This window comes from Ramlibacter sp. (assembly GCF_035548915.1).
Lineage (GTDB): Bacteria > Pseudomonadota > Gammaproteobacteria > Burkholderiales > Burkholderiaceae_C > Ramlibacter.
Window position 1 is genome coordinate 260,001 of record NZ_DASZSE010000028.1, and the last position, 23,364, is coordinate 283,364.

The 23,364-nt window shown below is 68.2% G+C and carries 23 protein-coding genes; 16 read left to right on the top strand and 7 right to left on the bottom strand.

Annotated features, from left to right (window positions below; translation table 11 throughout):
- Nucleotides 1–82: 82 nt before the first annotated feature.
- Entirely contained in the window at nucleotides 83–2,353 is a 2,271-nt protein-coding gene (locus tag VHA82_RS09930; RefSeq protein WP_325543021.1) for a xanthine dehydrogenase family protein molybdopterin-binding subunit, read from the bottom strand.
- Nucleotides 2,350–2,802 (bottom strand): (2Fe-2S)-binding protein, encoded by a 453-nt coding sequence (locus VHA82_RS09935; protein WP_325543023.1) that lies wholly within the window; start codon nucleotides 2,800–2,802, stop codon nucleotides 2,350–2,352. Before VHA82_RS09935 ends, VHA82_RS09930 begins: the two co-directional genes overlap by 4 nt.
- 110 nt (nucleotides 2,803–2,912) lie before the next feature.
- Here VHA82_RS09935 and abc-f point away from each other — a divergent pair, with 110 nt between their 5' ends.
- Both abc-f and VHA82_RS09945 read left to right on the top strand, forming a co-directional pair.
- The gene (gene abc-f / locus VHA82_RS09940) at nucleotides 2,913–4,787 is read left to right on the top strand and encodes a ribosomal protection-like ABC-F family protein (RefSeq protein WP_325543025.1); all 1,875 of its coding nucleotides are present in this window, start codon (nucleotides 2,913–2,915) and stop codon (nucleotides 4,785–4,787) included.
- Between the two features lie 83 nt (nucleotides 4,788–4,870).
- Complete coding sequence (locus VHA82_RS09945) at nucleotides 4,871–6,550, top strand: phospholipase D family protein (RefSeq protein WP_325543027.1); 1,680 nt, start codon at nucleotides 4,871–4,873, stop codon at nucleotides 6,548–6,550.
- On the opposite strand, the gene VHA82_RS09950 is transcribed toward VHA82_RS09945, so the two are convergent.
- Entirely contained in the window at nucleotides 6,551–8,071 is a 1,521-nt protein-coding gene (locus VHA82_RS09950; protein WP_325543029.1) for a PLP-dependent aminotransferase family protein, read from the bottom strand.
- Nucleotides 8,072–8,202: 131 nt separating this feature from the next.
- On the opposite strand from VHA82_RS09950, the gene VHA82_RS09955 reads away from it, so the two are divergent.
- From VHA82_RS09955 to VHA82_RS09975, 5 genes are read left to right on the top strand one after another with little or no spacing between them, the layout of a single operon-like run.
- Nucleotides 8,203–9,099 carry a DMT family transporter gene (locus tag VHA82_RS09955; RefSeq protein WP_325543030.1) on the top strand — a complete coding sequence of 299 codons (897 nt, stop codon included), beginning with the start codon at nucleotides 8,203–8,205 and terminating at the stop codon, nucleotides 9,097–9,099.
- Between the two features lie 18 nt (nucleotides 9,100–9,117).
- Complete coding sequence (locus tag VHA82_RS09960) at nucleotides 9,118–10,308, top strand: PLP-dependent aminotransferase family protein (protein WP_325543031.1); 1,191 nt, start codon at nucleotides 9,118–9,120, stop codon at nucleotides 10,306–10,308.
- A gap of 2 nt (nucleotides 10,309–10,310) precedes the next feature.
- Nucleotides 10,311–10,931 (top strand): glutathione S-transferase, encoded by a 621-nt coding sequence (locus tag VHA82_RS09965; RefSeq protein WP_325543032.1) that lies wholly within the window; start codon nucleotides 10,311–10,313, stop codon nucleotides 10,929–10,931.
- A gap of 10 nt (nucleotides 10,932–10,941) precedes the next feature.
- Nucleotides 10,942–11,817, top strand: coding sequence for a PhzF family phenazine biosynthesis protein (locus VHA82_RS09970; RefSeq protein WP_325543033.1), 876 nt, complete (start codon nucleotides 10,942–10,944; stop codon nucleotides 11,815–11,817).
- Entirely contained in the window at nucleotides 11,817–12,503 is a 687-nt protein-coding gene (locus VHA82_RS09975; protein WP_325543034.1) for a VOC family protein, read from the top strand. Before VHA82_RS09970 ends, VHA82_RS09975 begins: the two co-directional genes overlap by 1 nt.
- Before the next feature lie 61 nt (nucleotides 12,504–12,564).
- Here the strand turns inward: VHA82_RS09975 and VHA82_RS09980 are convergent, their stop codons facing one another.
- Nucleotides 12,565–13,044, bottom strand: a complete 480-nt coding sequence (locus VHA82_RS09980; RefSeq protein ID WP_325543036.1) for a DUF6496 domain-containing protein — start codon at nucleotides 13,042–13,044, stop codon at nucleotides 12,565–12,567.
- Nucleotides 13,045–13,197: 153 nt separating this feature from the next.
- Here VHA82_RS09980 and VHA82_RS09985 point away from each other — a divergent pair, with 153 nt between their 5' ends.
- From VHA82_RS09985 to VHA82_RS09995, 3 genes are all read left to right on the top strand, one after another.
- Nucleotides 13,198–13,869, top strand: coding sequence for a histidine phosphatase family protein (locus VHA82_RS09985; RefSeq protein ID WP_325543038.1), 672 nt, complete (start codon nucleotides 13,198–13,200; stop codon nucleotides 13,867–13,869).
- 29 nt (nucleotides 13,870–13,898) lie between these two features.
- Nucleotides 13,899–14,276: a thioredoxin family protein gene (locus VHA82_RS09990; RefSeq protein WP_325543040.1), complete on the top strand. Its 378-nt coding sequence runs from the start codon at nucleotides 13,899–13,901 to the stop codon at nucleotides 14,274–14,276.
- 140 nt (nucleotides 14,277–14,416) lie between these two features.
- Nucleotides 14,417–14,698, top strand: coding sequence for a KGG domain-containing protein (locus tag VHA82_RS09995; protein ID WP_325543042.1), 282 nt, complete (start codon nucleotides 14,417–14,419; stop codon nucleotides 14,696–14,698).
- An 88-nt stretch (nucleotides 14,699–14,786) separates the two neighbouring features.
- Here the strand turns inward: VHA82_RS09995 and VHA82_RS10000 are convergent, their stop codons facing one another.
- Together VHA82_RS10000 and VHA82_RS10005 are read right to left on the bottom strand one after the other, a co-directional pair.
- Nucleotides 14,787–14,966 carry a hypothetical protein gene (locus tag VHA82_RS10000; RefSeq protein WP_325543044.1) on the bottom strand — a complete coding sequence of 60 codons (180 nt, stop codon included), beginning with the start codon at nucleotides 14,964–14,966 and terminating at the stop codon, nucleotides 14,787–14,789.
- A gap of 142 nt (nucleotides 14,967–15,108) precedes the next feature.
- Nucleotides 15,109–15,936, bottom strand: coding sequence for a creatininase family protein (locus VHA82_RS10005; RefSeq protein ID WP_325543046.1), 828 nt, complete (start codon nucleotides 15,934–15,936; stop codon nucleotides 15,109–15,111).
- A 107-nt stretch (nucleotides 15,937–16,043) separates the two neighbouring features.
- Here VHA82_RS10005 and VHA82_RS10010 point away from each other — a divergent pair, with 107 nt between their 5' ends.
- From VHA82_RS10010 to VHA82_RS10035, 6 genes are read left to right on the top strand one after another with little or no spacing between them, the layout of a single operon-like run.
- Entirely contained in the window at nucleotides 16,044–16,535 is a 492-nt protein-coding gene (locus VHA82_RS10010) for a MarR family transcriptional regulator (protein WP_325543048.1), read from the top strand.
- Entirely contained in the window at nucleotides 16,532–16,951 is a 420-nt protein-coding gene (locus tag VHA82_RS10015) for an organic hydroperoxide resistance protein (RefSeq protein WP_325543051.1), read from the top strand. Before VHA82_RS10010 ends, VHA82_RS10015 begins: the two co-directional genes overlap by 4 nt.
- A gap of 30 nt (nucleotides 16,952–16,981) precedes the next feature.
- Nucleotides 16,982–18,070 (top strand): DUF2855 family protein, encoded by a 1,089-nt coding sequence (locus VHA82_RS10020; RefSeq protein ID WP_325543053.1) that lies wholly within the window; start codon nucleotides 16,982–16,984, stop codon nucleotides 18,068–18,070.
- Nucleotides 18,071–18,115: 45 nt separating this feature from the next.
- On the top strand, nucleotides 18,116–18,868 hold the full coding sequence (locus VHA82_RS10025; RefSeq protein WP_325543103.1) for a metallophosphoesterase family protein: 753 nt from the start codon (nucleotides 18,116–18,118) through the stop codon (nucleotides 18,866–18,868).
- Nucleotides 18,865–20,307, top strand: coding sequence for a bifunctional serine/threonine-protein kinase/universal stress protein (locus tag VHA82_RS10030; protein WP_325543055.1), 1,443 nt, complete (start codon nucleotides 18,865–18,867; stop codon nucleotides 20,305–20,307). Before VHA82_RS10025 ends, VHA82_RS10030 begins: the two co-directional genes overlap by 4 nt.
- Before the next feature lie 17 nt (nucleotides 20,308–20,324).
- Nucleotides 20,325–21,320 (top strand): serine/threonine protein kinase, encoded by a 996-nt coding sequence (locus VHA82_RS10035; protein WP_325543058.1) that lies wholly within the window; start codon nucleotides 20,325–20,327, stop codon nucleotides 21,318–21,320.
- A 70-nt stretch (nucleotides 21,321–21,390) separates the two neighbouring features.
- On the opposite strand, the gene htpG is transcribed toward VHA82_RS10035, so the two are convergent.
- A complete protein-coding gene (gene htpG / locus VHA82_RS10040; RefSeq protein WP_325543060.1) occupies nucleotides 21,391–23,301 on the bottom strand; it encodes a molecular chaperone HtpG in 1,911 nt (636 codons plus the stop codon).
- Nucleotides 23,302–23,364 lie beyond the last annotated feature (63 nt).

Consider the following 23,364-nt stretch of genomic DNA (forward strand, 5'->3'; position numbering starts at 1 on the left):
ATTTCGCGCTCGGTGTGGAGCAGAGCCAATGACTATAGCACGGGTTTCGGGCTCCTTGAACCGTCCTTGCGTGCGCCTGCCGTCAGGCCAGCAACGGAAGGGACCGCCTTCTCTCGCCAGTGAGCACGAAGAGCGCATTTGCCACGGCCGGCGCGAGCGGTGCCACGCCAGCCTCGCCGACGCCCCCTGGATCGTGCCGGCTCGGCACGATCCAGGTCTCCACATGTGGCGCTTGGCTCATCCCAATCACCGGGTACTGCGGAAAATTCCCTTGCTGCACCACACCATCGTGGATGTCGATCCGGCTGTGCAGAGCTGCGGAAAGCGCCCACACCACCGCACCTTCCATCTGTTGAGACACGATGCCGGGATTCACCACGACACCGCAGTCGATGGCACAGACGACGCGGTGCACACGCGGCCGCCCAGCCTCGAGCGACACCTCCGCCACCTGGGCGACGATCGAGTCAAACGATTCGTGCAGGGCGATGCCCTGTGCGCGTCCGGGGTGCACCTTCGTGCCCCAGCCGGATTTTTCCGCTGCAAGCTCGAGCACTGCGAGATGGCGCGGCGCTTGACTCAACAGCGCACGCCGGAATTCGAGCGGATTCTGCCGCGCCTCGGCAGCGAGTTCATCCATGAAGCTTTCAGAGAAGAACGCGTTGTGCGAATGGCCGACCGAGCGCCAGAATCCCACTGGAACATCCATCCGCGTCGCCACGTGCTCGATCCGCTGGTGGGCAAATCCGTAAGGCAGGTCGAAGAGACCTTCCGAATCCGTCTTGTCCGGCAGATCGATCGGTCCCGCCAGTTGCGGCATCGCGCGAGCGATCCAGCGCGGCGAGATCGAATCTCCGGCCGACTTGATGCGCAGCGACTGCGCGCGCCCCTTGTCATCGAGCGCCGCGCTCAGCCGCGCGACGTGCATCGGCCGGTAGTAGTCGTGCGTCGTGTCTTCTTCGCGCGGCCAGATGAGTTGCACTGCAACGCCTTCGCAATCCATTGCCACCCGAGTGGCCTGCGCCGCGTAGTCCACTTCGAGTCGACGGCCGAAGCCCCCTCCGAGATACGTGACGTGCACCGTCACGTCGTCGCGCCGCACGCCCGCGACCCGCGCCGCCGCGTCGCGGCACATCTGCGGCACCTGCGTGGGCGCCCATAGCTCGACCTTGCGACCGATGACGCGTGCCGTGCAATTCATCGGCTCGAGCGTCGCGTGCGCAACGAAAGGAGCGCGGTACCACGCCTCGACGGTACGCGGCGCATTCCGCTGCGCGGCGGTCGCGTCGCCCGTCTCGTAGAAGACGAATCCGTCTTCCCGCCGCACGGCCTCCTCGAGCGCACGCTCGATCCGGCGCGAGTCGAGCGCACCGGCCGCACGCTGTCGCCACTCCACATCGACCGCCTGCGCGGCCTGCTTCGCATGCCAGTAGCCGTCCGCCACGACAGCGAAGCCCGCGGTCTGCGATGCGTAGCCCGGCAACATCACGACCCGTTCCACGCCCTGCATCGCGAGTGCCCTGGCGGTGTCGACGCGGCCGGGAGAGCCACCGATCATCGGGCACATGCGCACCACCGCGAACTTCATGCCGGGCAGCCGCACATCGATCCCGAAACGGGCGCTGCCGTCCACCTTGCCGGCAAGATCGAGGCGCGGAGCCGGCGTGCCGATCAGAGTCCACTCTTTCGGGTCCTTCAGTCTCACCTCTCCCGGTGGCGTCGCCGCGGCGAATCGCGCCAGCTCGCCGTAGCCGGCCGACCGCCCGGATGCGGCGTGAGAGACGACACCGTGCTTCACGCGCAGTTCCTCGAGCGGCAGCCGCCACTGCAGAGAAGCCGCGCCGAGCAGCGAAGCGCGTGCCGTTGCCGCGGCGGCGCGCACGACTTCCCACGCATCCACGACGCTCGTCGAGCCCCCGGTGGCATTGATGCCCAGCTCCCGCCCGAGCTTGCCGACCAGCCAGCGGCCCGCCCTCACGCGCCCGAAGCCGTCGGCGCTTTCCTGCTCCAGCGGATGGAACGGCAAAGCCGCCTGCAGCAGCGCAACGTTGCCGTAGATCGCATCGGCGCTCGCCTGTTCGATTCTCACCGAGGCAAGCGGCACGTCGAGCTCCTCGGCGGCCAGCATCGGCAGCGCCGTGTGCACGCCCTGGCCCATCTCGCTGCGCGGCATCGCGAGGACCACCGCGCCGTCGGGCGTGATCTTGATCCATCCGTTCAATGCGATGTCGCCTTCACCCGGGAGCATGAGCGCGCCGGAGCCGAGACGCGAACGCGCCGGAAGCAGGCCCCAGCCGACGACGAGCGCGCCGGTGGCCGCCGCCGTGCCAAGCAGCCACGTGCGCCTCTTCACGCTTTCGCTCCGGCCGCCCTCTTGATCGCGGCGCGCACGCGCTGATAGGTGCCGCAGCGGCAGATGTTGGTGATCGCCTCGTCGATGTCCGCGTCGGTGGGTTTCGGCTTCTTCTCGATCAGCGCTGCGGCGGCCATGAGCATGCCGCTTTGGCAGTAGCCGCACTGGGGCACCTGCTCGATGAGCCAGGCGACCTGCAGCGGGTGCGGCTTGCCGGGATCGCCCAGCCCCTCGATGGTCTGCACCTTGCGGCCCACGGCTGCCGAGGTGGGCACGACGCACGACCGCACGGGCTGCCCGTCGATGCGCACCGTGCACGCACCGCAAGCGGCGACGCCGCAGCCGAACTTGGTGCCGGTCATGCCCAGCACGTCACGCAGCACCCAGAGCAGGGGCATGGCCGGGTCCACCGCCACCGGGACCGCCTTGCCGTTGATGTTCAGGTCCAATGCCGCTCTCCTCAGCAGGAAGCCGCACTATAGCCCTCGACGCTTTCCCATCGATCCGCGCGGGCTCGCCGAGCGAATCCCGAGCGACACCGCGGTGCTAACCTCGTTGCATGGCTCTCATCACTCTTGCCGGCGCGCAACTCGCGTTCGGCCACGTGCCGCTCCTCGATCGCACCGACCTCGCGCTGGAATCGGGCGAGCGCATCGGCCTCATCGGCCGCAACGGCGCGGGCAAGTCCTCGCTGCTGAAGGTGCTCGCCGGCATCGACCACCTCGATGATGGCCAGCTGCAGGCTCAGCAAGGGCTGAGCGTGGCCTATGTGGCGCAGGAGCCCGCGCTCGACGAACACCGGACCGTCTTCGACGCCGTCCGCGCGTCGCTCTCGCACATCACCGAGCTTCTGAAGCGCTATACGCAGGGCGAAGGCGATCACGACGCGTTGCAGGCGCAGATCGAGGCACTGGACGGCTGGCACTGGCAGCAGCGCGTGGCAGAAACGCTGCAGCGCCTGCACCTCGACGGCAACGCCATGATCGACACGCTTTCGGGCGGCACGCAAAAGCGCGTCGCGCTCGCGCAGGCGCTCGTGAAGCGACCCGACGTGCTCCTGCTCGACGAGCCGACCAACCACCTCGATCTCGACTCCATCGAATGGCTGGAGGAACTGCTTCTCGGCTTTCCGGGCAGCGTGGTGGTGATCACGCACGACCGGCGATTCCTCGACCGCGTGGTAACGCGCATCGTCGAACTCGATCGGGGAAAGCTGCGTTCCTACCCCGGCAACTTCACCCGCTACCGCCAGCTGAAGGAAGATCAGCTCGCGCGGGAAACCGTCGTCAACGCGAAGGCCGACAAGCTCCTCGCGCAGGAGGAAGTGTGGGTTCGCAAGGGCGTGGAGGCGCGGCGCACCCGATCGCAGGGCCGCATCGGCCGGCTCGAAGCGCTTCGCGCAAGACGCGCCGCGCGACGCGAAGCCGTCGGTCGCGTGCAGATGGACCTCGCGAGCGGCCAGCCGAGCGGCAAGATCGTCGCGGAGCTGCAACACGTGACCAAGTCGTTCGGCGACAAGCAGGTGGTCCGCGACTTCACCGCAACCTTGCTGCGTGGCGACAAGATAGGACTCGTCGGGCCGAACGGTGCGGGCAAAACGACGCTGCTGAAGCTGATCCTCGGCGAGCTCGCCCCGGACAGCGGACGCGTGCGCCTGGGCACCAATCTTCAGGTCGCGTACTTCGACCAGATGCGCACCGCGCTCGACCCCGACGCGACGCTGGAAGATTTCATCAGCCCCGGCAGTGAATGGATCGAGATCGGACGTCAGCGCAAGCACGTGAAGAGCTACCTCGGCGACTTCCTCTTTTCGCCGGCGCGCTCGGCTTCGCCCGTGCGCTCGCTCTCGGGCGGCGAGCGCAATCGCCTGCTGCTCGCGCGGCTCTTCGCACGACCCGCGAACGTGCTGGTGCTCGACGAGCCCACGAACGACCTCGACATCGACACGCTGGAATTGCTCGAGGAGCTGCTGCAGGACTACGACGGGACCGTGTTCCTCGTGAGCCACGATCGCGCCTTCCTCGACAACGTGGTGACGAGCACGATCGCCTTCGAAGGCGACGGCCTCTGGCGCGAATACGAAGGGGGGGTCGACGACTGGCTCGCGCAGTCGCAGCGGGTGCGAGCCTTCGAACAGCGGCAGGCGACGGCGGCGAAGGAGCCGACTCCTGTGGCGGCTGCCGCGCTCGCGCAGGACAAGGCGCCCACGGGCAAGCGCAAGCTGAGCTACAAGGAGCAGCGTGAGCTCGAGCAGCTGCCGGCGCGGATCGACTCGCTCGAGGAGGAGCAGCGCGCGATCCAGGCCGAGCTCTCGCAAGGCGACGTGTACCGCGCGGACCCCCGGCGCGCCGCGCAACTCGCGCAACGCACCGGGCAGATCGAAGACGAATTGATGCAGGCGCTGCAGCGCTGGGAGCATCTCGGCAATGTTTAGCGCTTGTCCTTCATCGACGCGCGCACACGGCTGACCTCGAGCCGCCCCGCTCGCACGCTGCGCCCACTAGAGTGTGCGGCAGCATGCGCAACACTCTTTCCTGGTTGCTATCGATCATTCTGCTCGGCTGGGCGGCGACGGGCTGCGCGAGCCTGCCCGCGAACACGGGACGCGTCGCGAGCCGCGCGTTCGATTCGCCCGGGACCACCTCGCTTGGCAGGCTGTCCGAGGCCCGCCGCGCGCAAGCCCGCGCCCGCAGCGACTCCGCCTTCGCGCTCGTGGACGGAGTCGATCTCGCCTATTCGAGCCGCCTCGCGCTGATCGAAAACGCCGAACGCAGCCTCGACTTGCAGTACTACGCGATCCACGCGGACGCGACCACGGAGACGCTCCTGCAGGCGATCCGCGATGCGGCCCGGCGCGGCGTGCGCGTGCGCGTCCTCCTCGACGATTTCAATTCCGTGGGCGAAGACGCGCAGGTGCTGCGGCTCGCGTTCGAGCCCAACGTCGAGATGCGTCTTTTCAATCCACTGCCGGGGCCGCGCAACAATCTCATCGGTCACATCCTCGGCTCGCTCGACGACATGGAGCGCGTGCAAAAACGCATGCACAACAAGCTCCTCATCGCCGACACGGCGTGGAGCATCACGGGCGGGCGCAACATCGGCGACGAATACTTCGGCGTGGCGGGCAAGCAGAACTTCGTCGACCTGGACGTGCTCGCGACCGGCCGCATCGTGCGCGACATGGCCGCGAGCTTCGACCGTTTCTGGAACGACGATCTTGCCTACCCGGTGCAGCGCCTGATCAGCAAGAAAGAGCTCGAGAAGCTGCGAGACCTCTCCGGCGGCACGAAAGCCGATCCCGAGTCCTCGCAAGCGGCCGCCGGCGCCCGGTCAGTCGCGGCGACGCCGGCGGACACGGCCCGCGCAAAGCCCACCGTGCTTCCCACCGTGACGCCCGAGGAAGCCGCGGCGGCGAGGCGGCCGCCGGTGGACCTGCGCACGGTGCCGCTCGTGTGGGCGCCGTCCGCTTTCATGGGCGACCGGCCCGGCAAGATCGGCCCCGACGAGGATGAAGCGAACGCGGGCGAAACCGTGATCGACGGCCTGCTCTCGATCATGCAGGGCGCACAGCACGACGTCCTCATGGTGTCGCCCTACTTCGTGCCCGGTCCGCGCATGATGGCGGTGTACGAGCAGTTGCGCCGCCGCGGCGTGCGCATCCGCGTCCTCACCAACTCGCTCGCGTCCAACGATGCCGTGGCCGCGCATGCCGGCTACATGCGCTACCGAAAGGCGCTGCTCGACATCGGGGTCGAACTGCACGAAATGCGCTCCGACCCTTCGACCGCGCCGGAGCTGGCGGGCTCGTCCGGACACAGCGGCGTCTCGCTCGGCAGCGCGGCCGGAGGCTCCAAGGCCCTGGGAAAGCGCCGCGCGAGCCTGCACACCAAGGCCGTGGTGGTGGACGGACGCCTCACCATCGTCGGCTCCATGAACCTCGACCTGCGCTCGCAGCTGCAAAACAGCGAGGAGGCGCTCGTGATCCGCAGCGCGAAGCTCGCGGCTGCCGCCACGCAGCAGGTGGAGCAGACTTTCGCGACCGGCGCCTACCGGGTCGAGCGCGACGGAGGCGATCTGGTCTGGCGCGCCCCGCCCGGTGCGTCGTTCCAGGACAGCCGCACCGATCCGGAAGCCGGCGCGCGCCGCAAGCTGCTCGTGAGGCTGATCGCGCCGTTTGCGCCCGACGAGATGCTCTGATCACATCTTGCGCACGGTTTCGGCGTACTTCTTCCAGAACACGGCGTCCTGCGTGGTCGCGAAGTTGATGCGCATGAGCGTGCTCGGCTTGCGCTCGGCATGGAAAAGCGCTCCCGGCGCAAGCAGGTAACCTTCGTCCAGCATGCGCTGCGCGAGCGCATCGGTGTCGACTCCCGTGTCCACCCAGCCGAAGAGTCCCGCCGGCTCCGCGGCGAAGCGGCATCCCGCATTCGTCGCGAGCTTCACGCTGCGGCTGCGTGCCTGATCGAGCCGGGTGCGAATGCGCTCGGCATGGCGGCGCAACTGTCCCTGTTCGATGCAGTGCGCGAGTGCGCGCTCCAGCAAAGCCGGCGTCGTGAGCGTGGCGAGCAGCTTCGTGTCGAGCAGCTGTTCGATCAGCTCCGGTGGGGCGGCCAGGAAGCCGATGCGCCAGTTGGGCGCGAGAATCTTCGCGAAGCCGCTCACGTAGATCGTGCGCTGCAGGCCGTCCAGCGACGCGAGGCGAGGTGCATGCACTGGCGCGAGATGACTGTACGTGTCGTCCTCGACAATGTGGAAGTCGTGCCGGTTCGCGAGTTGCACCACGCGGTGCGCGCTATTCGGCGTGAGGCAGTAGCTCGTGGGGTTGTGGAAGACGCTCACGCTCACGTAGAGCTTGGGCTTGTGCTGCTCGCAGTAGCGCTCCATCACTTCGAGGTCGGGCCCGTCGGGGCGGCGCGGCACGGGCAGCAGGCGCATGCCCAGCGCATTGAGCCGCGCGAATTCGACGGCCCAGCCCGGCTCCTCCACCATCACGGGGTCGCCCGGCCGCAGCATCGTGCGGCTCACGATGTCCAGCGCGTGCGTGGCGCCCACCGTCGTGATGATCTGCTCGGGCGACGCGGGCACGCTGAGCGTCGCGAGCTTCTTCTGAAGCGCGCTGCGAAGCGCCGAATCGCCCATCGGCTCGCCGTACTGCAGCGAAAACTCGTTGAGCGCGCGCGTGCCGGTCACCTTGCGCACGGCCGCCGGCATGAACGTCGACTCCATCCAGTCCGCCGGAAACACGCCCATCCCCGGCTGCGGCTTGTTGCTGATCTTGTGGAACATGCCGCGGATGAGCGCCGTCGCGTTCACGGGCGGGGACGCTCCGCGAGGGGCGAGCCGGTGCAGCGAAGAAGACGACGCGAGAGGCGCGTCCCGCGAAACGGACGCGCGATGCGCGCCATGTGACAAAGACGCGCGATGCACGCCCTGCGACAAAGACGCGTGATGCGCGTCGTGCGCGCCCACCTCCTCGGTGCGCACGGCCCGCGCCTCGCGCACGAAGAAGCCCCGGTTCTTCCGCGCCTCCACGAGTCCCTGCGCGAGCAGCTGGTCGTAGGCCGCCACCACGGTGGAAGGGCTCACGTTCTGCTGCCGCGCGCACTCCCGCACCGAGGGCAGCCGTGCGCCGGGCGCGAGGAGGCGGTCGCGGATGCGTTCGCCGAATCGCGCCGCGAGCTGCTCGGTGAGCGATTGCGAGTGGGTCTTCATCAGCATGGCGGTCGGGCTCCGGTGTACTGGCACGATCAACGATACAGATGTCCCGGTGATCTGGAAAACTGTATGGGTCGTGTACTGGTACGCAAGATTACAGTGGTCCGCATGTCCCCGCAATCGCATCCGCCGCCATGAAGCCCGACGAGGTCCGCGGGCTGTGGCTCGGCGTGCTGGGCGTTGCGATCTTCGCGCTCACGCTGCCGATGACGCGTATCGCCGTCGGCACGGCCGAGTCGCCGCAGCTCACGGGCGTCTTCATCGCGACGGGACGCGCGAGCGTCGCGGGCCTGCTGTCGGCCGCGTTCCTGCTGGCGGTGCGGGCACCGTGGCCGCCGCGCGACGCATGGCGGCCGCTCGCGCTCACCTCCGCCGGCGTCGTGTTCGGCTTTCCGCTACTCGCATCCGTCGCCATGCGCCACGTCGAAGCGGTTCACGCGAGCGTGATCGTCGGCGTGCTGCCGCTCGCCACGGCGGGCGTGGGCGCGTGGCTGCACCGGCAGCGGCCCTCGGTGGGTTTTTGGCTGTGTGCCGCCGTCGGCAGCGTGCTCGTCGTCGTCTTTGCACTGTGGCAAGCGGGCAGCCGAGTCGACGTGCGTTCGGCCGACTCGCTGCTGCTCGCCGCGGTCGCGTGCGCGGCCGTGGGCTACGCATACGGCGGGCGGCTTTCGCAATCGATGCCTGCCGAGCAAGTGATGTGCTGGGCGCTCGTGATCTCGCAGCCCTTCACGCTGCCGCTTGCCTGGATCACGCGGCCGCTCGAGCCTGTCGCGCCATCCGCGTGGTGGGCCTTCGGCTATCTCTCGCTGTTCTCGATGTGGATCGGCATGTTCGCCTGGTACCGCGGCCTCGCGCTCGGCGGCACGGTCCGCGTGAGCCAGATGCAGCTGCTGCAGCCTTTCCTCAGCATGCTCTTTGCCGTGCCGCTGCTCGGCGAGCGGCTCGAGCCGTACAGCCTCGCCTTCGCGATCGCCGTGATCGCAACCGTGTTCGCGGGCAAGCGCATGCCCGTGCGCGTCGCCGCCGCCTGACATCCTGCTGGAGACCCCATGAAACTGAACGACCTGCAAACGCCCTGGACCCTCGCGCGCCGTGCGCAGAAGATGAATCCCTCCGTCCTGCGCGAGATCCTGAAGGTCGCCGAGCGCCCGGGCATCGTCAGCTTCGCGGGCGGCCTGCCTTCCCCCGCCACGTTTCCTGTCGCCGAATTCGCCGACGCCTGCGCGAGGGTGCTGCGGGACGACGGCCGGGCCGCGCTGCAATATGCCGCGAGCGAAGGCTACGAGCCGCTGCGCGAAGCAGTCGCCGCGCTCCTGCCGTGGAACGTCGAGCCGGGCCAGGTGCTCATCACGACCGGTTCTCAGCAGGGTCTCGACCTCGTTGCCAAGGTGCTGATCGATGCCGGCAGCCGCGTGCTCGTGGAGACGCCCACCTATCTCGGCGCATTGCAGGCCTTCGCGCCGATGGAGCCGGCCGTCGAAGGCGTCGCGAGCGATGCCGAAGGGGTGGACGTGGAAGCCTTCTCGGCGCGCGCGGACGCCGCGCGCTTCCTGTACGTGCTGCCGAACTTCCAGAATCCGACGGGGCGGACCATGAGCGAGGCGCGGCGTGCGGCGCTCGTGGAACGCGCGGCCGCGCTCGGCGTGCCGCTCGTGGAGGACAACCCGTACGGTGACCTCTGGTTCGAGGCACCGCCACCGCTCCCGCTCACGGCCCGCAACCCGCAAGGCTGCATCTACCTCGGCTCGTTCTCCAAGGTGCTGGCCCCCGGCCTTCGCCTGGGCTATCTGGTCGCGCCGCCGGCCGTCGCGCCGAAGCTCTTGCAGGCGAAGCAGGCCGCCGACTTGCATGCACCAAGCTTCAACCAGCGCGTCGTGGCCGAAGTGATGAAAGACGGCTTCCTGCAACGCCATGTGCCGACGATCCGCGCGCTCTACAGGGCGCAGCGCGATGCGATGCTCGCCGCGCTCTCGCGCGAGATGGCGGGCCTCGACGTGACCTGGAATGTGCCCGACGGCGGCATGTTCCTGTGGGCGCGCCTGCCGCGGGGCATGGATGCGAGGTCGCTTCTGCCCGAAGCGGTGGAGCGTGGCGTCGCCTTCGTGCCCGGCGCCCCGTTCTTCGCGGGGGAAACGGACCCGCGCGCGCTGCGCCTGTCGTTCGTGACCGCGACAGCCGAACAGATCGACCGCGGCATCGCCTTGCTCGCCGCGACGATCCGAGAGCATCGCGGGCGCTGAACATGCTGCGCATCTGGGGCCGCATTTCGTCCATCAACGTGCGCAAGGTCGTGCTCGCGGCGCAGCTGCTGGAAGCCCCCTTCGAGCGCATCGACGCGGGCGCGGCGTTCGGCATCGTGGCGACACCGGACTACCGGGCATTGAATCCGAACTCGCTCGTGCCGCTGATCGAAGACGACGGATTCGCCCTCTGGGAATCGAACGTCATCGTCCGCTACCTGTGCGCAAAGCATGCCGGCGGCGCACTCTATCCGCCGCAGCTGCGCGAGCGCTTCGATGCCGAGCGCTGGATGGACTGGCAGCAGACCACGCTCAACCCCGCGGGGCGCGACGCGTTCGTCCAGCTGATCCGAGTGCCTCCTGACAAGCGCGATCCGGCGCTCGTCGCACAATCGATCTCGCGGACGCAGCCGCTGCTCGATCTGCTGGAGGCGCACCTGGCTCGACGCCCGTTCATGGCGGGCGATCGGCTGACGATGGCCGACCTGCCCATTGCCTGCGAGGTGCATCGCTGGCGTGGACTGCCGATCGAACATCGCCCGAGCCCGCGCCTGGACCGCTGGTACGAGGGCCTTCGGCGGCAACCCGCCGCCAGGGGCGTGCTGGACCTTGCTCTGGCATGAAGGAGTCGAGATGAAGCAACGCCCATTCAAGCAAGTCGACGTTTTCACTCCAGTGCCTTATCGCGGCAATCCTCTGGCGGTCGTGCTCGACGGCACCGGCCTCGCCGAGGAGGCGATGCAGCGCTTCACGAACTGGACGAACCTGTCGGAAGCCACTTTCGTGCTGCCTGCGACGACGCCCGGCGCCGACTACCGGGTGCGCATCTTCACGTCGGGGCGCGAACTGCCGTTCGCGGGCCACCCGACGCTCGGGACCTGCCACGCGTGGCTGCAGGCAGGCGGGCGACCGAAGGGCGAGCAGGTCGTGCAGGAGTGCGGCGTCGGCCTGGTGAAGCTGAAGCGCGACGGCGAGCGCCTCGCTTTCGCCGCGCCGCCGCTGCTCAGGAGCGGACCGCTCGCGAACGAGGACGTCGAGCTGATCGCCCGCGGGCTCGGCATCCCTCGGGCGGACATCCTCCATCACGCATGGTGCGACAACGGTCCGCACTGGCGAGGCGTGATGCTGCGCTCGGCCGAACAGGTGCTTTCGCTTCGGCCCGATGGCGCGGCGCTTGCGGGGCTGGACGTGGGCGTGGTCGGTCCGCGCGGCAAGGTGGGCGTGATCGGCGCACGCGGCGCCAGCGATCCGGACGATGAATGCGCCTTCGAAGTCCGCGCCTTCTTCCCGGGCAACAGCGGCATGGCTGAAGACCCCGTCACCGGCAGCCTGAACGCGGCGCTCGCTCAATGGCTGATCGGCTCGAACCTTGCGCCTGCGCGCTACGTCGCGGCCCAGGGGACGGCGCTCGGGCGCGCCGGACGCGTGCACGTCGAGCGCGACGAGGCCGGTGACATCTGGGTCGGGGGCGCCTCGGTGACGTGCGTGGAAGGCAGCGTGCTGCTCTGATGGCCGCCCGGATCGATCACCTGGTCGTGCTGGCCGCGAGCCTCGCCGAAGGCGTGGGCTGGTGCGAAGCGGCACTGGGCGTCACACCGGGGCCGGGCGGCGCGCATCCGCTCATGGGCACGCACAACCGGCTGCTGCGCATCGCGACCGTGAACCACCCGCGCGCCTATCTGGAGATCATCGCCATCGACCCCGAAGCCGACCCCGCGCAGAGGCGTGCGGGCGCACGCTGGTTCGACATGGACGACAGCGCATTGCAGGCTTCGGTGCGCGAACGCGGACCGCGGCTCGTGCACTTCGTTGCGAACGTGCCGCAGGTGGAGGCGGCGCTTCGGGCATGGCGCGAGCACCGGATCGAAGCGGGCGAGGCATTGGCTGCGTCGCGCATGACCCCGCGCGGCCTGCTGCAGTGGAAGATCACCGTCCGCCCGGATGGGCGACGCCTTTTCGACGGCTGTCTTCCGAGCTTGATCGAATGGCCCGAGGCCCATCCCGCGGCCGCGATGCCCGAATCGGGCGTGATGCTTCAATCACTTTCGATCACGCATCCTCGCGTGAGCGAATTGCGGCGCGCGTGCGATGCGATCGGGCTCGAAGGCGTCGAGCTGGCCGAGGGCCGAGCGAATCTCCAGGCGACGCTGCTCACGCCGAAGGGGCGCATGCGGCTCGAATCCGCGACCGCCTGATGGAGCAGCGCCACGGCAGCGGGCAGTTTTGCGGGCTCGATTCGCGCCGGCTCGATTTGCGCTAGCTCGATTTGCGAGAGCTCGATTTGCGCGCCGTCGATTTTTTCGCCGCCGTCTTGCGGCCGGTCGATTTCCTTGCCGAATGCTTGCGCGCTGTCGTCTTGTGCGCCGAGCTCTTCCTGGCCGTCGTCTTGCGGGCGGTGCTCTTGCGAGCCGCCGCCTTCTTCGCCGCCGCCTTCTTGGCCGTCGTTTTCTTCGCTGTCGTCTTCTTGGCCGTCGTCTTCTTGGCCGTCGTCTTCTTCGCGGCGGTCTTGCGGGCGGTGGTGGACTTCTTCGCGGCCGACTTGCGCGCGCCGCCTGTCGACGACTTCTTCTTCGCGGGCACTTTGCCGCCTTCCTTGCGCGCTTCCGACAGCCCGATGGCGATCGCCTGCTTGCGGCTCGTCACCTTCTTGCCCGAGCCGCTGCGCAGCGTGCCGTGTTTGCGCTCGTGCATGGTCTTCTCGACCTTGTCCTGCGCCTTCTTGCCGTAGCTTGCCATTGGGGGGTCTCCTTCGCGTTGGTTTGCTGCCGATTGGAATCGGCAGGCAGCCCCTGCCCGTGCAGGACAACACCCCGTCGGCCTGTGGGCCTGCGTCGCACAGTCGCACGCGGGACGCACACGCCGGCGGTGCGTTTGCCAGAATGCAGGCCCATGGGCACTCTCTACCTCGTGCGGCACGGGCAGGCGTCGTTCGGCGCCGACGACTATGACGAACTGAGCGAGCTCGGGCATCGGCAAAGCGTGCGCCTCGGCGAATACTTCGCCGAACGGGGCGTGAAGTTCGACGGACTCGTCGCGGGCACGCTCAAGCGCCACAAGCAGACGATGGCGAGCATCCTCGAAGGCATGAATCATTCGGGCGAGCACCTCGCCTGGGAAGGCCTGAACGAATACGACAGCGAAGCGGTGATCGCGACCGTGCACCCGCACCGCCTCGAAAAGGCGACGACGCCCGAGATGGTGCGCCACCATTTCCGCCTGCTGCGCGACGGCCTCACGCAGTGGATGGCGGGCGCGGCAAGTCCGAAAGGCATGCCCGCCTATCGCGAGTTCGTGGCCGGCGTCGCGGGTGCGCTCGATCATGTGCGCCACAACCACTACGGCCAGCACGTGCTTCTCGTGACGAGCGGCGGCCCGATCGCGACAGCGGTCGGCCACGTGCTCGGCACGAGTCCCGAAGCCACGATCGAGCTGAACCTGCGCATCCGAAACACGTCGATCACCGAATTCGCCTTCACGCCCAAGCGCCATATGCTGGTTGGCTTCAACGCCATCCCCCACCTGGACGCGGCGCAGTACAGGGATTGGGTCACCTACACGTAGGGGGCAAGGCGGATTGCTACACTGATCCGGTGGTAGCTCACGACGATTCGAGCAGCTGGCAGGTGATCTGCTTGTGCGCCGCATGGTGCGGCGTGTGCCGCGACTGGCAACCCGCCTTGCGCGAGATGCAGTCGGCACGGCCCGACCTCCGCTTTGCCTGGATCGATGTCGAAGACGAGGACGAGGCCATGGGCGACGTCGACATCGAGACCTTCCCCACGGTGCTGATCGCGCGTGACGGCCAGGCGCGCTTCCTCGGACCGGTGGCTCCGTCCGCAAAGGGGCTCGCCGCGTTGCTCGCGAGCCTGCAAGCCCGCCCCGGTGCGCAAGCGGCCGCCCCGGTGCCGGCCGAAGCGCAGCCCCTGCTCGGGCGGCTCGCACCGCTGCTGGCTCGCGCGGCGTTGTAACCGGGTAGGGCAGAGTCCTACATCCCCCCTCACCGCTGCCTGACGAGCGTGGGCAGCCTGCCACCGCTCAATCACACCATGGCCGGAAACCACGGCCATGACATTCCAACCCCGATTCCAGTTTTCGAAGGAGTACCCACATGGCTTCCAACAATCAAGGCAACACGGGCGGCAAGAGCAACCGCGGCTTCGCCTCCATGGACCCGCAGCGGCAGCGCGAGATCGCGAGCGAGGGGGGCCGGGCCGCCCACGAGAAGGGCACTGCGCACGAATTCACCTCGGAAGAAGCGCGTGAAGCCGGACGCAAGGGCGGGATGGCGCGCAGCCAGAAGCGCAGCCAGGGGGGCGGCAGCAGTTCCAGCGAGAGTCTGTCCGCAAGCTCGACCAACGCAAGCAATTCGAGCGACGGAAAGCTCGAGTAACGGCCAGACGAACCGCTCGAAACACCAAGGGCGCCTTGCGGCGCCCTTTTTTTGTTCCTCTTCTCCCTTTACTTTCACTCAGCCGCGTTCACCAGTCTTCGAGCTGCCATTCGCCCGTCTGACGCACCCGCTGGTCGAGGTCGTCCGGCACTTCCTGCGCGCTGGACGCCGGTCTGTCGGTCGTGGAAGCCGGCTTCTGCGGCGGATGCTCTTCGCCCTGCGCGGCGCGCAGGGGTGCAGGAGTGTCGAAGAGTTCGGAAAACCGCATGGTGAGGACCTATGCGTCCAGTGTAGGCACACGCAGGAAAGCGCGGTGTGATCCAGCTCACATGCCCCCAGAATATTTGCGAGAAGGCAACACAGCCGTGATGCCTATCGCGTGACTTATTCGCGTGACTTATTCGCGCGACCTATTCGCGCGACGGGGCGCCAGGCGGATCGGCAAGCGTCGACAGCGGCAGGCCGGAAATCTCGGCAACGAGAAGCGCAAGCTGCTGCCCGGCGGCGTCCAGGAGCCTGCGGCCCTTCTCGGGGGTCGCGGCCGCCGCATTGCCTGCCGCGCCCTCGGCGTTGTAGTCCTGGATCTGCCAGCCGAGCTTGGCGCTCACGCCGTTGCCGAGAATGGGAGACGTCCTGGCTCGCTGCTGCGAGGCCGAAGCGAAACGCCGTGCCCGCGCCATGTCGACCCGCTCGGGGGCGAGCGCCAGCATGAGGGACGTCTCGATCTCGCCCGCGTGCACGCCGAACCGGTGCTCCTCGGCGCTGAACTGCGCGGCCGCTTCGCCGAGCGGCAGGTTCCACCAGCTGCAGCTGTACGCGATGAGGCCGTGCTGCTTGCGAAGCTCGCGCGCGGCAATGTCCATGAGACTCACCTGGCCGCCGTGCGCGTTGAAGAGCAGGATCTTCTTCAGCCCGGCCGCGGCGACGCATCCGCCGATGTCGATCCACGTGGAAAGGACTGTCTGCCACGAGAGCGTGAGCGTGCCGTCGAACGCCGAATGCTCGGGGCTGTAGCCCACCGCCTGCGTGGGCAGGAAAAGCGCCGGCAGCTCGGCCGCGAGGTGAGGCAGCGCGGCCGACACGATGCCGTCCACGAGCGACCGGTCCACCGAAAGGGGCAGATGCGGCCCATGCTGTTCCGTCGCGCCGAGCGGAAGCACCGCGACCGTTCGCACGGGTTCGAGCCGGGCGAAATCGCCCGTCGTGAGATCGGCCCAGAAGCGGGATGGCGTCGGCATGTCCAGGATCGTAGCGCCGTATCGCAGGGCCTCCGGCCCAAACTTCACTCAATGAATCGCACACAAATGAATTGCACACTATTAAATATCGCGCTATACTTGCGGTTATGGCACAGGCATCGGTTCCGGACAACGCGCTCCTGCTGGATAACCAGCTGTGCTTCGCGCTTTATTCGGCTTCGCTCGCCATGACCAAGCTGTACAAGCCGCTGCTGGCCGAGCTCGGCCTCACCTATCCCCAGTATCTCGCCATGCTGGTGCTCTGGGAGCGCGACGGCGTCTCCGTATCCGAACTCGGCGAGCGGCTGAACCTCGACAGCGGCACGCTCACGCCGCTTCTGAAGCGCCTGGAAGGGATGGGGCTCGTGAGCCGCATCCGCGCCGTCGAGGACGAACGCCGCGTGCACATCACGCTGACCGCCGCCGGCCGCAAGCTCAAGCCCCGCGCATCGAAGGTTCCGGGCTGCCTCATGAGCGCCGCCCAATGTTCGCCCACCGAAGTCGCGCAACTCACGCGCCAGGTGCGGCAGCTGCGCGAGCGGCTGGCCGGCCGAAAACAGACCCCAACCGAAGGCATTCATCAGAAGGAAGCCCCATGACACAGCTCGAAAAAGTGATCTACACCGCCAAAGTCCACACCACCGGCGGGCGCGACGGCGCCTCGCGCAGCGACGACGGCAAGCTCGAAGTCCGCCTCACGCCTCCGGCGATGGGCGGCAACGGCACCAACCCCGAGCAGCTCTTCGCGGCGGGCTATTCGGCATGCTTCATCGGCGCGATGAAGGCGGTCGCCGGCCGGCAGAAGATCGCGCTGCCGGCCGACCTCGCGATCGACGCCGAAGTCGATCTCGGCCCCATTCCCAATGCATTCGGCATCGCCGCGCGGCTCAATGTGAGCCTGCCCGGCATGGACCGCGAGGCGGCCCGCAAGCTGCTGGACGCCGCGCACCAGGTGTGCCCGTACTCGAACGCGACGCGCGGCAACATCGACGTGCAGATCAACCTCGTCGGTTGAGCCCGGGCCAGGCACAGGGCAAGCGGCGTCATGAGCACCACCACTCTCCTCGTGCGCAGGAACGACCTCGCGAACGCCCGGCTTGCCATTGCACCCGATACGCCGCTGGAAGATGGCCAGGTGCGGGTGCGGGTCGACGCGTTCGCGCTCACGGCCAACAACATCACCTACGCCGCGTTCGGCGATGCGATGGATTACTGGCGCTTCTATCCGACGCCCGAAGAAGGCTGGGGCATCGTTCCCGTGTGGGGCTTCGGCACCGTCCGGCAGTCGCTGCATCCGGGTGTCGCGACAGGGGAGCGGCTCTACGGCTACTGGCCGATGGCGGACAGCGCCGTGCTGAAGCCGGGCCATCTCTCGCCGGCCGGCTTCAGCGATGAAGCCCCGCATCGAGCGCAGTTGCATTCCGTCTACAACCGCTACATGCGCTGCGAAGCCGACCCGTTCTACACGCCCGGCACGGAAGACGTGCAGGCGCTGCTGCGACCGCTCTACACGACGTCCTGGCTGATCGACGACTTCATGGCGGACAACGACTTCTTCGGCGCCCGCACGCTGCTGTTGTCGAGCGCCTCGAGCAAGACCGCCTACGGCACGGCGTTCCAGCTCTCGCAGCGGCCCGGCCTCGAGGTGATCGGTCTCACGTCGGATGCCAACCGCGCCTTCTGCGAAAGCCTGGGCTGCTACACACGGGTCCTCGCGTACGAGGCGCTGGAAGCAATCGATGGGGCGACGCCGCTTGTCTACATCGACTTCGCTGGCAACGTCGAGCTGCGGCGCGCGATCCACACACGCTTTGCGAACCTGCGCTACAGCTGCGCGGTGGGTGGCACGCACGTCGAACACCTGGGCGCGGCCAAAGACCTGCCGGGGCCGCGCGCGACGCTTTTCTTCGCGCCGGCGCAGATTCGCAAACGCCAGGGCGACTGGGGGCCGGCCGAGCTCGCACGGCGGCTGGTCGAGGCATGGCACTCGTTCCGCGACCGGGTCGGCGATGCGACCCGGCCCTGGTTGCGCGTGCGGCGCCATGAGGGGGCCGATGCGGCCCTTGCAGCCTACCGCCAAGTGCTCGAAGGCCGCGGCGATCCGTCGCTCGGCCACATCCTCGCCATTCGTTGATCTGACTGCTGGACCGCGCGGGCCCCGCCGCGCATCATGCCGGCCATGAAGCTGGCGCTGCTGTCGGACCTGCACGCGAACGAACGCGCGCTCAAGGCATGCCTCGCGCACGCGCAAGCCGCCGGCGCCACCCGCTTCGCGTTCCTGGGTGACCTGGTCGGCTACGGCGCCGAACCCGCTGCCGTCGTGGATCAGGTGATCGCCTTGCACGCCGAAGGCGCGCCGGTCGTGCTCGGCAATCACGATCGAGCCGCGCTCCGTCCGCCGGCTCAGGTCGCCGATGCCGAAGCGCAGTCTGCCGCATGGACGCATGAACACCTCACCGCAGTTCAGCGGCAATTCCTTGCCGCATTGCCGCTCACTGCGACGATGGACGACGCACTGCTCGTTCACGCGAGCGCGCACGAGCCGCAGCGCTGGACCTACATCGACAACGGCGTGCAGGTGCAACGCTGCCTCACGGCCGCCGAAACGCAGCATGCCGCACGGCTCGTCTTCTGCGGACACGTGCACGAGCAGCGTCTCTACTACCGCGGCCGCGCCGGCTCGCCCATGGCGTTCGAGCCCGCCGAGGGCGTGCCCGTGCCGCTCGCCTCGCATCGCCGCTGGCTCGCGCTGGTGGGCTCGGTCGGCCAGCCCCGCGACGGCGATCCGCGGGCGATGTACGCCCTCTTTGACGCGGCTCAGGTGCGCATCGCCTTCCACCGCGTAGCCTACGACCACCTCGGGGCCGCCGCGGCGATCCGCCGCGCGGGCCTGCCCGAGGCCTTCGCGCAAAGACTGGAGCTGGGGCAATGACGCGTGTGCGTCCGGGCGACCTGCTGGACGGATTCATGATCGGCGAGACGCTGCATAGCGGCGGCATGGCCGAGCTTTTTCGCGTCACGTACGAAGGCGGCCGCGTGGACCCCGGTTTTTCGATGGTGATGAAGGTACCGCGCATGGGCGGCGGCGAAGGCGCGGAGAACCTCGTCGGCTTCGAAGTGGAACTGCAGATGCTGCAGGCCCTGCAAGGCCCTCACGTGCCGCGCCTGGTGGCGGCGGGAGACATGGCGCGGGTCCCCTACATCGTCATGGAGTACGTGCCCGGCCGCACGCTGCAGCAGCTGTTGGACGAGCTTGCGCCGGGCACACGCGCGCCGCCGGAGACGGTCGCGAAGTGGGGCCGCGAACTCGCCCTCGCCGCGCACAGCCTGCACCTGCAAAACGCCGTGCATCTCGACCTGAAGCCGGCCAACGCCATCATGCGGCCCGACGGCCGATGCGTGCTGGTCGATTTCGGCCTGAGCTGGCATGCGCACTATCCGGACTTGCTGGCCGAGGAAATGCGCGTGGCCATCGGCTCGCCCGCCTGGATCGCGCCGGAGCAAGTGGTGGGCGTGCGAGGCGACCCGCGCAGCGACGTCTTCGCCATCGGAGTGATCCTGTATGAACTGGCGACCGGCGAGCTGCCGTTCGGCGTGCCGAGCACGACCGGTGGCCTGCGTCAACGCTTGTGGATGGACCCGACGCCGCCGCGCGCGCGGGATGCTTCGGTGCCGCCTTGGCTGCAGGAGATCGTCCTGAGGTGCCTGGAGCCCGAAGCCGCTCAGCGCTATGCGTCGGCAGCCCACCTCGCGATGGACCTGGCCCATCCGTCGCAGGTGCGGGTGGGCGAGCGCGGGCTGCGCACCGAGCGCACGTCGTGGCGCACGCATCTGAAGCGGTGGATCCGGGCCGCGGGCCTGCACTACCGCCCCAGCCCGCGGCCCGTGCAGCGGATCGACGAAGTGCCGATCGTCATGGTCGCGGTGCCGCACGAAGGCGCGACCGACGCCACGCTCTATTCGCTGCGCGAGGCGGTGAAGCGCTCGCTCGGCATCCGCCCCGGAGCGCGGCTCGCGTGCGTCACGGTCGTGGCTCCGGGCAATCCGGTCGCAAGCGGCAGCATCGACGAGGCCGAGCTGCATCGCCACCACATGGAGCAGCTGCGCCAGTGGTCGCGGGGGATCGACCTGGAAGGCCATCAGGTGTCGTGCCACGTGCTGCAGGACACGGACGTCTCGCGCGCGCTGCTCGCGTATGCCCGGACGAACGAAGTGAGCCTCGTCGTCGTGGGCGCGCCCACGCATGGGCTCGCGATGCGCCGCATCGTCCCGACCGTGCCTGCTCGCATCGCCAACGAGGCGCCGTGCAGCGTTCTGCTCGTGAAGCAGCGCGAACCGTTTCAGCTGCTGGCCGGGGCGCAAGGCGCCTGAGGGCGGACAATCGCCCCATGTCAACGGACAGCCGCCACCCTTACGAAGACCTCACGCCCGATCGGGTGCTCGATGCCCTCCAGAGCGTGGGGCTGCGCGGCGATGGACGCCTGATGGCGCTCGGCTCCTACGAGAACCGCGTCTACGAGGTGCAGCTCGAAGATGCGTTCGAAGGGCATCCGAGCGTAATCGCGAAGTTCTATCGCCCCGGCCGGTGGAGCGATGCGCAGATCGTCGAGGAGCATGCGTTCGCGGCGGAACTGGCCGCAGCCGAGGTCCCGGCGGTCGCGCCGCTCGCGCTGCAGGAAAGCACGTTGCATCACCACGGGGGCTTCGCCTTCAGCGTGAGTCCGCGCAGAGGCGGGCGCACGCCCGATCTGGACGACGGCGAGGCGCTGGAATGGATCGGCCGGTTTCTCGCCCGGCTGCATCAGGTCGGCGCGGCGCGGCCGTTCGCGGTCCGTCCGGCGCTCGATCTTCAGACCTTCGCTTTGGAGCCGCGGGACTGGCTGCGCACGCACGGCGCCATTGCGCTGGACGCGCAGGGCGAATGGGAACGGCGCTGCGACGAAGCCATCGGGATCATCCGCTCGGCGATGTCGGCCGACTGCGCGCGTATCCGCACTCACGGCGACTGCCACCCCGGCAACATTCTGTGGACGCCGGATGCCGGGCCGCACTTCGTCGACCTCGACGACGCTCGCACGGCGCCGGCGGTGCAGGACCTGTGGATGCTGCTGTCCGGCGAGCGCCCGGAGCGCCAGCGCCAGCTCGCGGCGCTGCTCGACGGCTACGAACAGATGCGCGACTTCGACCGGCGCGAGCTTGCATTGATCGAGCCGCTGCGCACGTTGCGGCTCATCCACTACAGCGCGTGGCTTGCGCGGCGCTGGAGCGACCCCGCGTTTGCGCGCGCTTTTCCCTGGTTCGGCACGCCGGACTACTGGCGCGCTCAGGTGCACATGCTGGAAGAGCAGCTCGAAGCGATGCAGGAGCCACCGCTGGCGGTCTGAGTTCGGGCTTCGTTGCAGTCCATTCAGGGCGCAGAAGCCGAAGGGCACCGCAACGAGCCCGGCGCGCCAGCTACGCGAGCAGCGAGTTCACCCGCTTCACGTACGCGGCCGGGTCCTCCGGCAGCCCGCCTTCGGCGAGCAGCGCCTGATCGAACAGGATGTGCGCGAGGTCGTGGAAGTTCGGCGAGCCGTCGAGCTTCTTCACGAGCGGATGCTCGGGATTCACCTCCAGCACGGGCTTCACGTCCGGCGCCTTCTGCCCCGCCTGCTTCAGCAGGCGCGCGAACTGCATGCTCATGCCGCCTTCGGTGACGACCAGGCACGCCGGTGAATCGACCAGGCGCGTGGTCGCACGCACGTCCTCGGCCTTGTCCTTCAGCGCTTCCTTCAGCTTCGCGAGCACCGGCTGGAACGCCTCGGCCGCTTCCTCGGCGGCCTTCTTCTCCGCTTCGTCCTGCAGCTTCCCGAGCTCCACCTGCCCCTTGGCGACCGACTGCAGCGGCGTGCCTTCGAAATCGTGCAGGAAGCCGAGCGCCCATTCGTCCACGCGGTCCGTCATCAGCAGGACCTCGATGCCCTTCTTGCGGAAGATCTCGAGCTGGGGACTGTTCTTCGCCGCGGCGAGCGTCTCGCCGGTGATGTAGTAGATCGCATCCTGGCCCTCCTTCATGCGGGCCTTGTAGTCGGCAAGCGAGACGGACGCCGTATCCGACTGCGTGGATGCGAAGCGCAGCAGCTTCGCGATGCGTTCCCGATGGCTGAAGTCCTCGCCGAGCCCCTCTTTCAGCACCGAGCCGAACTCGGCCTGGAACTTCGCGAACTTCGCCTTGTCCTCGTCGGTGGCCGCCTCGTCCTTCTCGAGCCTGGCGAGGTCTTCGATCATCGCGAGCACGCGCCGCGTGTTGCCCTCGCGGATCGCCTTCACGTCGCGGCTTTCCTGCAGCAGCTCGCGGCTCACGTTGAGCGGCAGGTCGGCCGAATCCACCACACCTTTCACGAAGCGCAGATAGGCCGGCAGCAGCGCCTCGGCATCGTCCATGATGAAGACGCGCCGCACGTAGAGCTTCACACCGCCACGCTTGTCCCGGTTCCAGAGATCGAAAGGCGCGTGCGCGGGCAGGTACAGCAGCTGCGTGAACTCGGTCGCGCCTTCCACCTTGTTGTGCGTCCAGGCAAGCGGCCCTTCGTGGTCGTGCGTGACCTGCCGGTAGAACTGGTCGTACTGCTCGGCGGTGACATCCTTCTTCGGCCGCGTCCAGAGCGCGGTGGCCTGATTGACCGTCTCCCACTGGTCGGTGAGCACCATCTCTCCGGGCTGGCCCTCGGCGCCTTCCTTCCACTCCTCCTTGCGCATGAGGATCGGCAGCGAGATGTGGTCGGAGTACCTGGAGACGATCGACTTCAGCTTCCACGCGGACAGGAATTCCACGGCGTCTTCGCGCAGGTGCAGGATCACGCTCGTGCCCCGACGCTCACGCGCGATCGTCTCCACTTCGAAGTCGCCGCTGCCCTGGCTCGACCAGCGCACGCCCTCGGCCGCCGTCATGCCCGCGCGCCGCGACTCGACCGTGATGCGGTCGGCCACGATGAAGCCTGAATAGAAGCCCACCCCGAACTGACCGATGAGCTGGGCGTCGGCCTTCTGATCGCCCGAGAGCTTGCCCATGAAGTCGCGCGTGCCGCTCTTGGCGATCGTCCCGAGGTTGTCGATCGCTTCCTGCTCGGACATGCCGATCCCGTTGTCGCTCACGGTGAGCGTGCGCGCTTCCTTGTCGAAATCGATGCGGATGTCGAGGTTCGGATCGTCCTCGTACAGCGCGGAAGCATGAAGCGCCTCGAAGCGCAGCTTGTCGCAGGCGTCCGAGGCGTTGGAGATCAGCTCGCGCAGGAAGATTTCCTTGTTCGAGTAAAGGGAATGGGTGACGAGGTGCAGCAGCTGCGCCACCTCGGCCTGGAAGTGGAGGGTCTGTTTCTGAGTCATGGGAGAGCAAAATCGGCTGGGCAATCGTACGGCACCGCGCGCCGCGTGAAAAATTCGACGCTC

Coding starts and splice junctions, on each gene's coding strand:
- abc-f (WP_325543025.1), top strand. CDS start 2,913: ATGGCTCTCATCACTCTTGCCGGCGCGCAACTCGCGTTCGGCCACGTG.
- VHA82_RS09945 (WP_325543027.1), top strand. CDS start 4,871: ATGCGCAACACTCTTTCCTGGTTGCTATCGATCATTCTGCTCGGCTGG.
- VHA82_RS09950 (WP_325543029.1), bottom strand. CDS start 8,071: ATGCTGATGAAGACCCACTCGCAATCGCTCACCGAGCAGCTCGCGGCG.
- VHA82_RS09955 (WP_325543030.1), top strand. CDS start 8,203: ATGAAGCCCGACGAGGTCCGCGGGCTGTGGCTCGGCGTGCTGGGCGTT.
- VHA82_RS09960 (WP_325543031.1), top strand. CDS start 9,118: ATGAAACTGAACGACCTGCAAACGCCCTGGACCCTCGCGCGCCGTGCG.
- VHA82_RS09965 (WP_325543032.1), top strand. CDS start 10,311: ATGCTGCGCATCTGGGGCCGCATTTCGTCCATCAACGTGCGCAAGGTC.
- VHA82_RS09970 (WP_325543033.1), top strand. CDS start 10,942: ATGAAGCAACGCCCATTCAAGCAAGTCGACGTTTTCACTCCAGTGCCT.
- VHA82_RS09975 (WP_325543034.1), top strand. CDS start 11,817: ATGGCCGCCCGGATCGATCACCTGGTCGTGCTGGCCGCGAGCCTCGCC.
- VHA82_RS09980 (WP_325543036.1), bottom strand. CDS start 13,044: ATGGCAAGCTACGGCAAGAAGGCGCAGGACAAGGTCGAGAAGACCATG.
- VHA82_RS09985 (WP_325543038.1), top strand. CDS start 13,198: ATGGGCACTCTCTACCTCGTGCGGCACGGGCAGGCGTCGTTCGGCGCC.
- VHA82_RS09995 (WP_325543042.1), top strand. CDS start 14,417: ATGGCTTCCAACAATCAAGGCAACACGGGCGGCAAGAGCAACCGCGGC.
- VHA82_RS10000 (WP_325543044.1), bottom strand. CDS start 14,966: ATGCGGTTTTCCGAACTCTTCGACACTCCTGCACCCCTGCGCGCCGCG.
- VHA82_RS10005 (WP_325543046.1), bottom strand. CDS start 15,936: ATGCCGACGCCATCCCGCTTCTGGGCCGATCTCACGACGGGCGATTTC.
- VHA82_RS10010 (WP_325543048.1), top strand. CDS start 16,044: ATGGCACAGGCATCGGTTCCGGACAACGCGCTCCTGCTGGATAACCAG.
- VHA82_RS10015 (WP_325543051.1), top strand. CDS start 16,532: ATGACACAGCTCGAAAAAGTGATCTACACCGCCAAAGTCCACACCACC.
- VHA82_RS10020 (WP_325543053.1), top strand. CDS start 16,982: ATGAGCACCACCACTCTCCTCGTGCGCAGGAACGACCTCGCGAACGCC.
- VHA82_RS10025 (WP_325543103.1), top strand. CDS start 18,116: ATGAAGCTGGCGCTGCTGTCGGACCTGCACGCGAACGAACGCGCGCTC.
- VHA82_RS10030 (WP_325543055.1), top strand. CDS start 18,865: ATGACGCGTGTGCGTCCGGGCGACCTGCTGGACGGATTCATGATCGGC.
- VHA82_RS10035 (WP_325543058.1), top strand. CDS start 20,325: ATGTCAACGGACAGCCGCCACCCTTACGAAGACCTCACGCCCGATCGG.
- htpG (WP_325543060.1), bottom strand. CDS start 23,301: ATGACTCAGAAACAGACCCTCCACTTCCAGGCCGAGGTGGCGCAGCTG.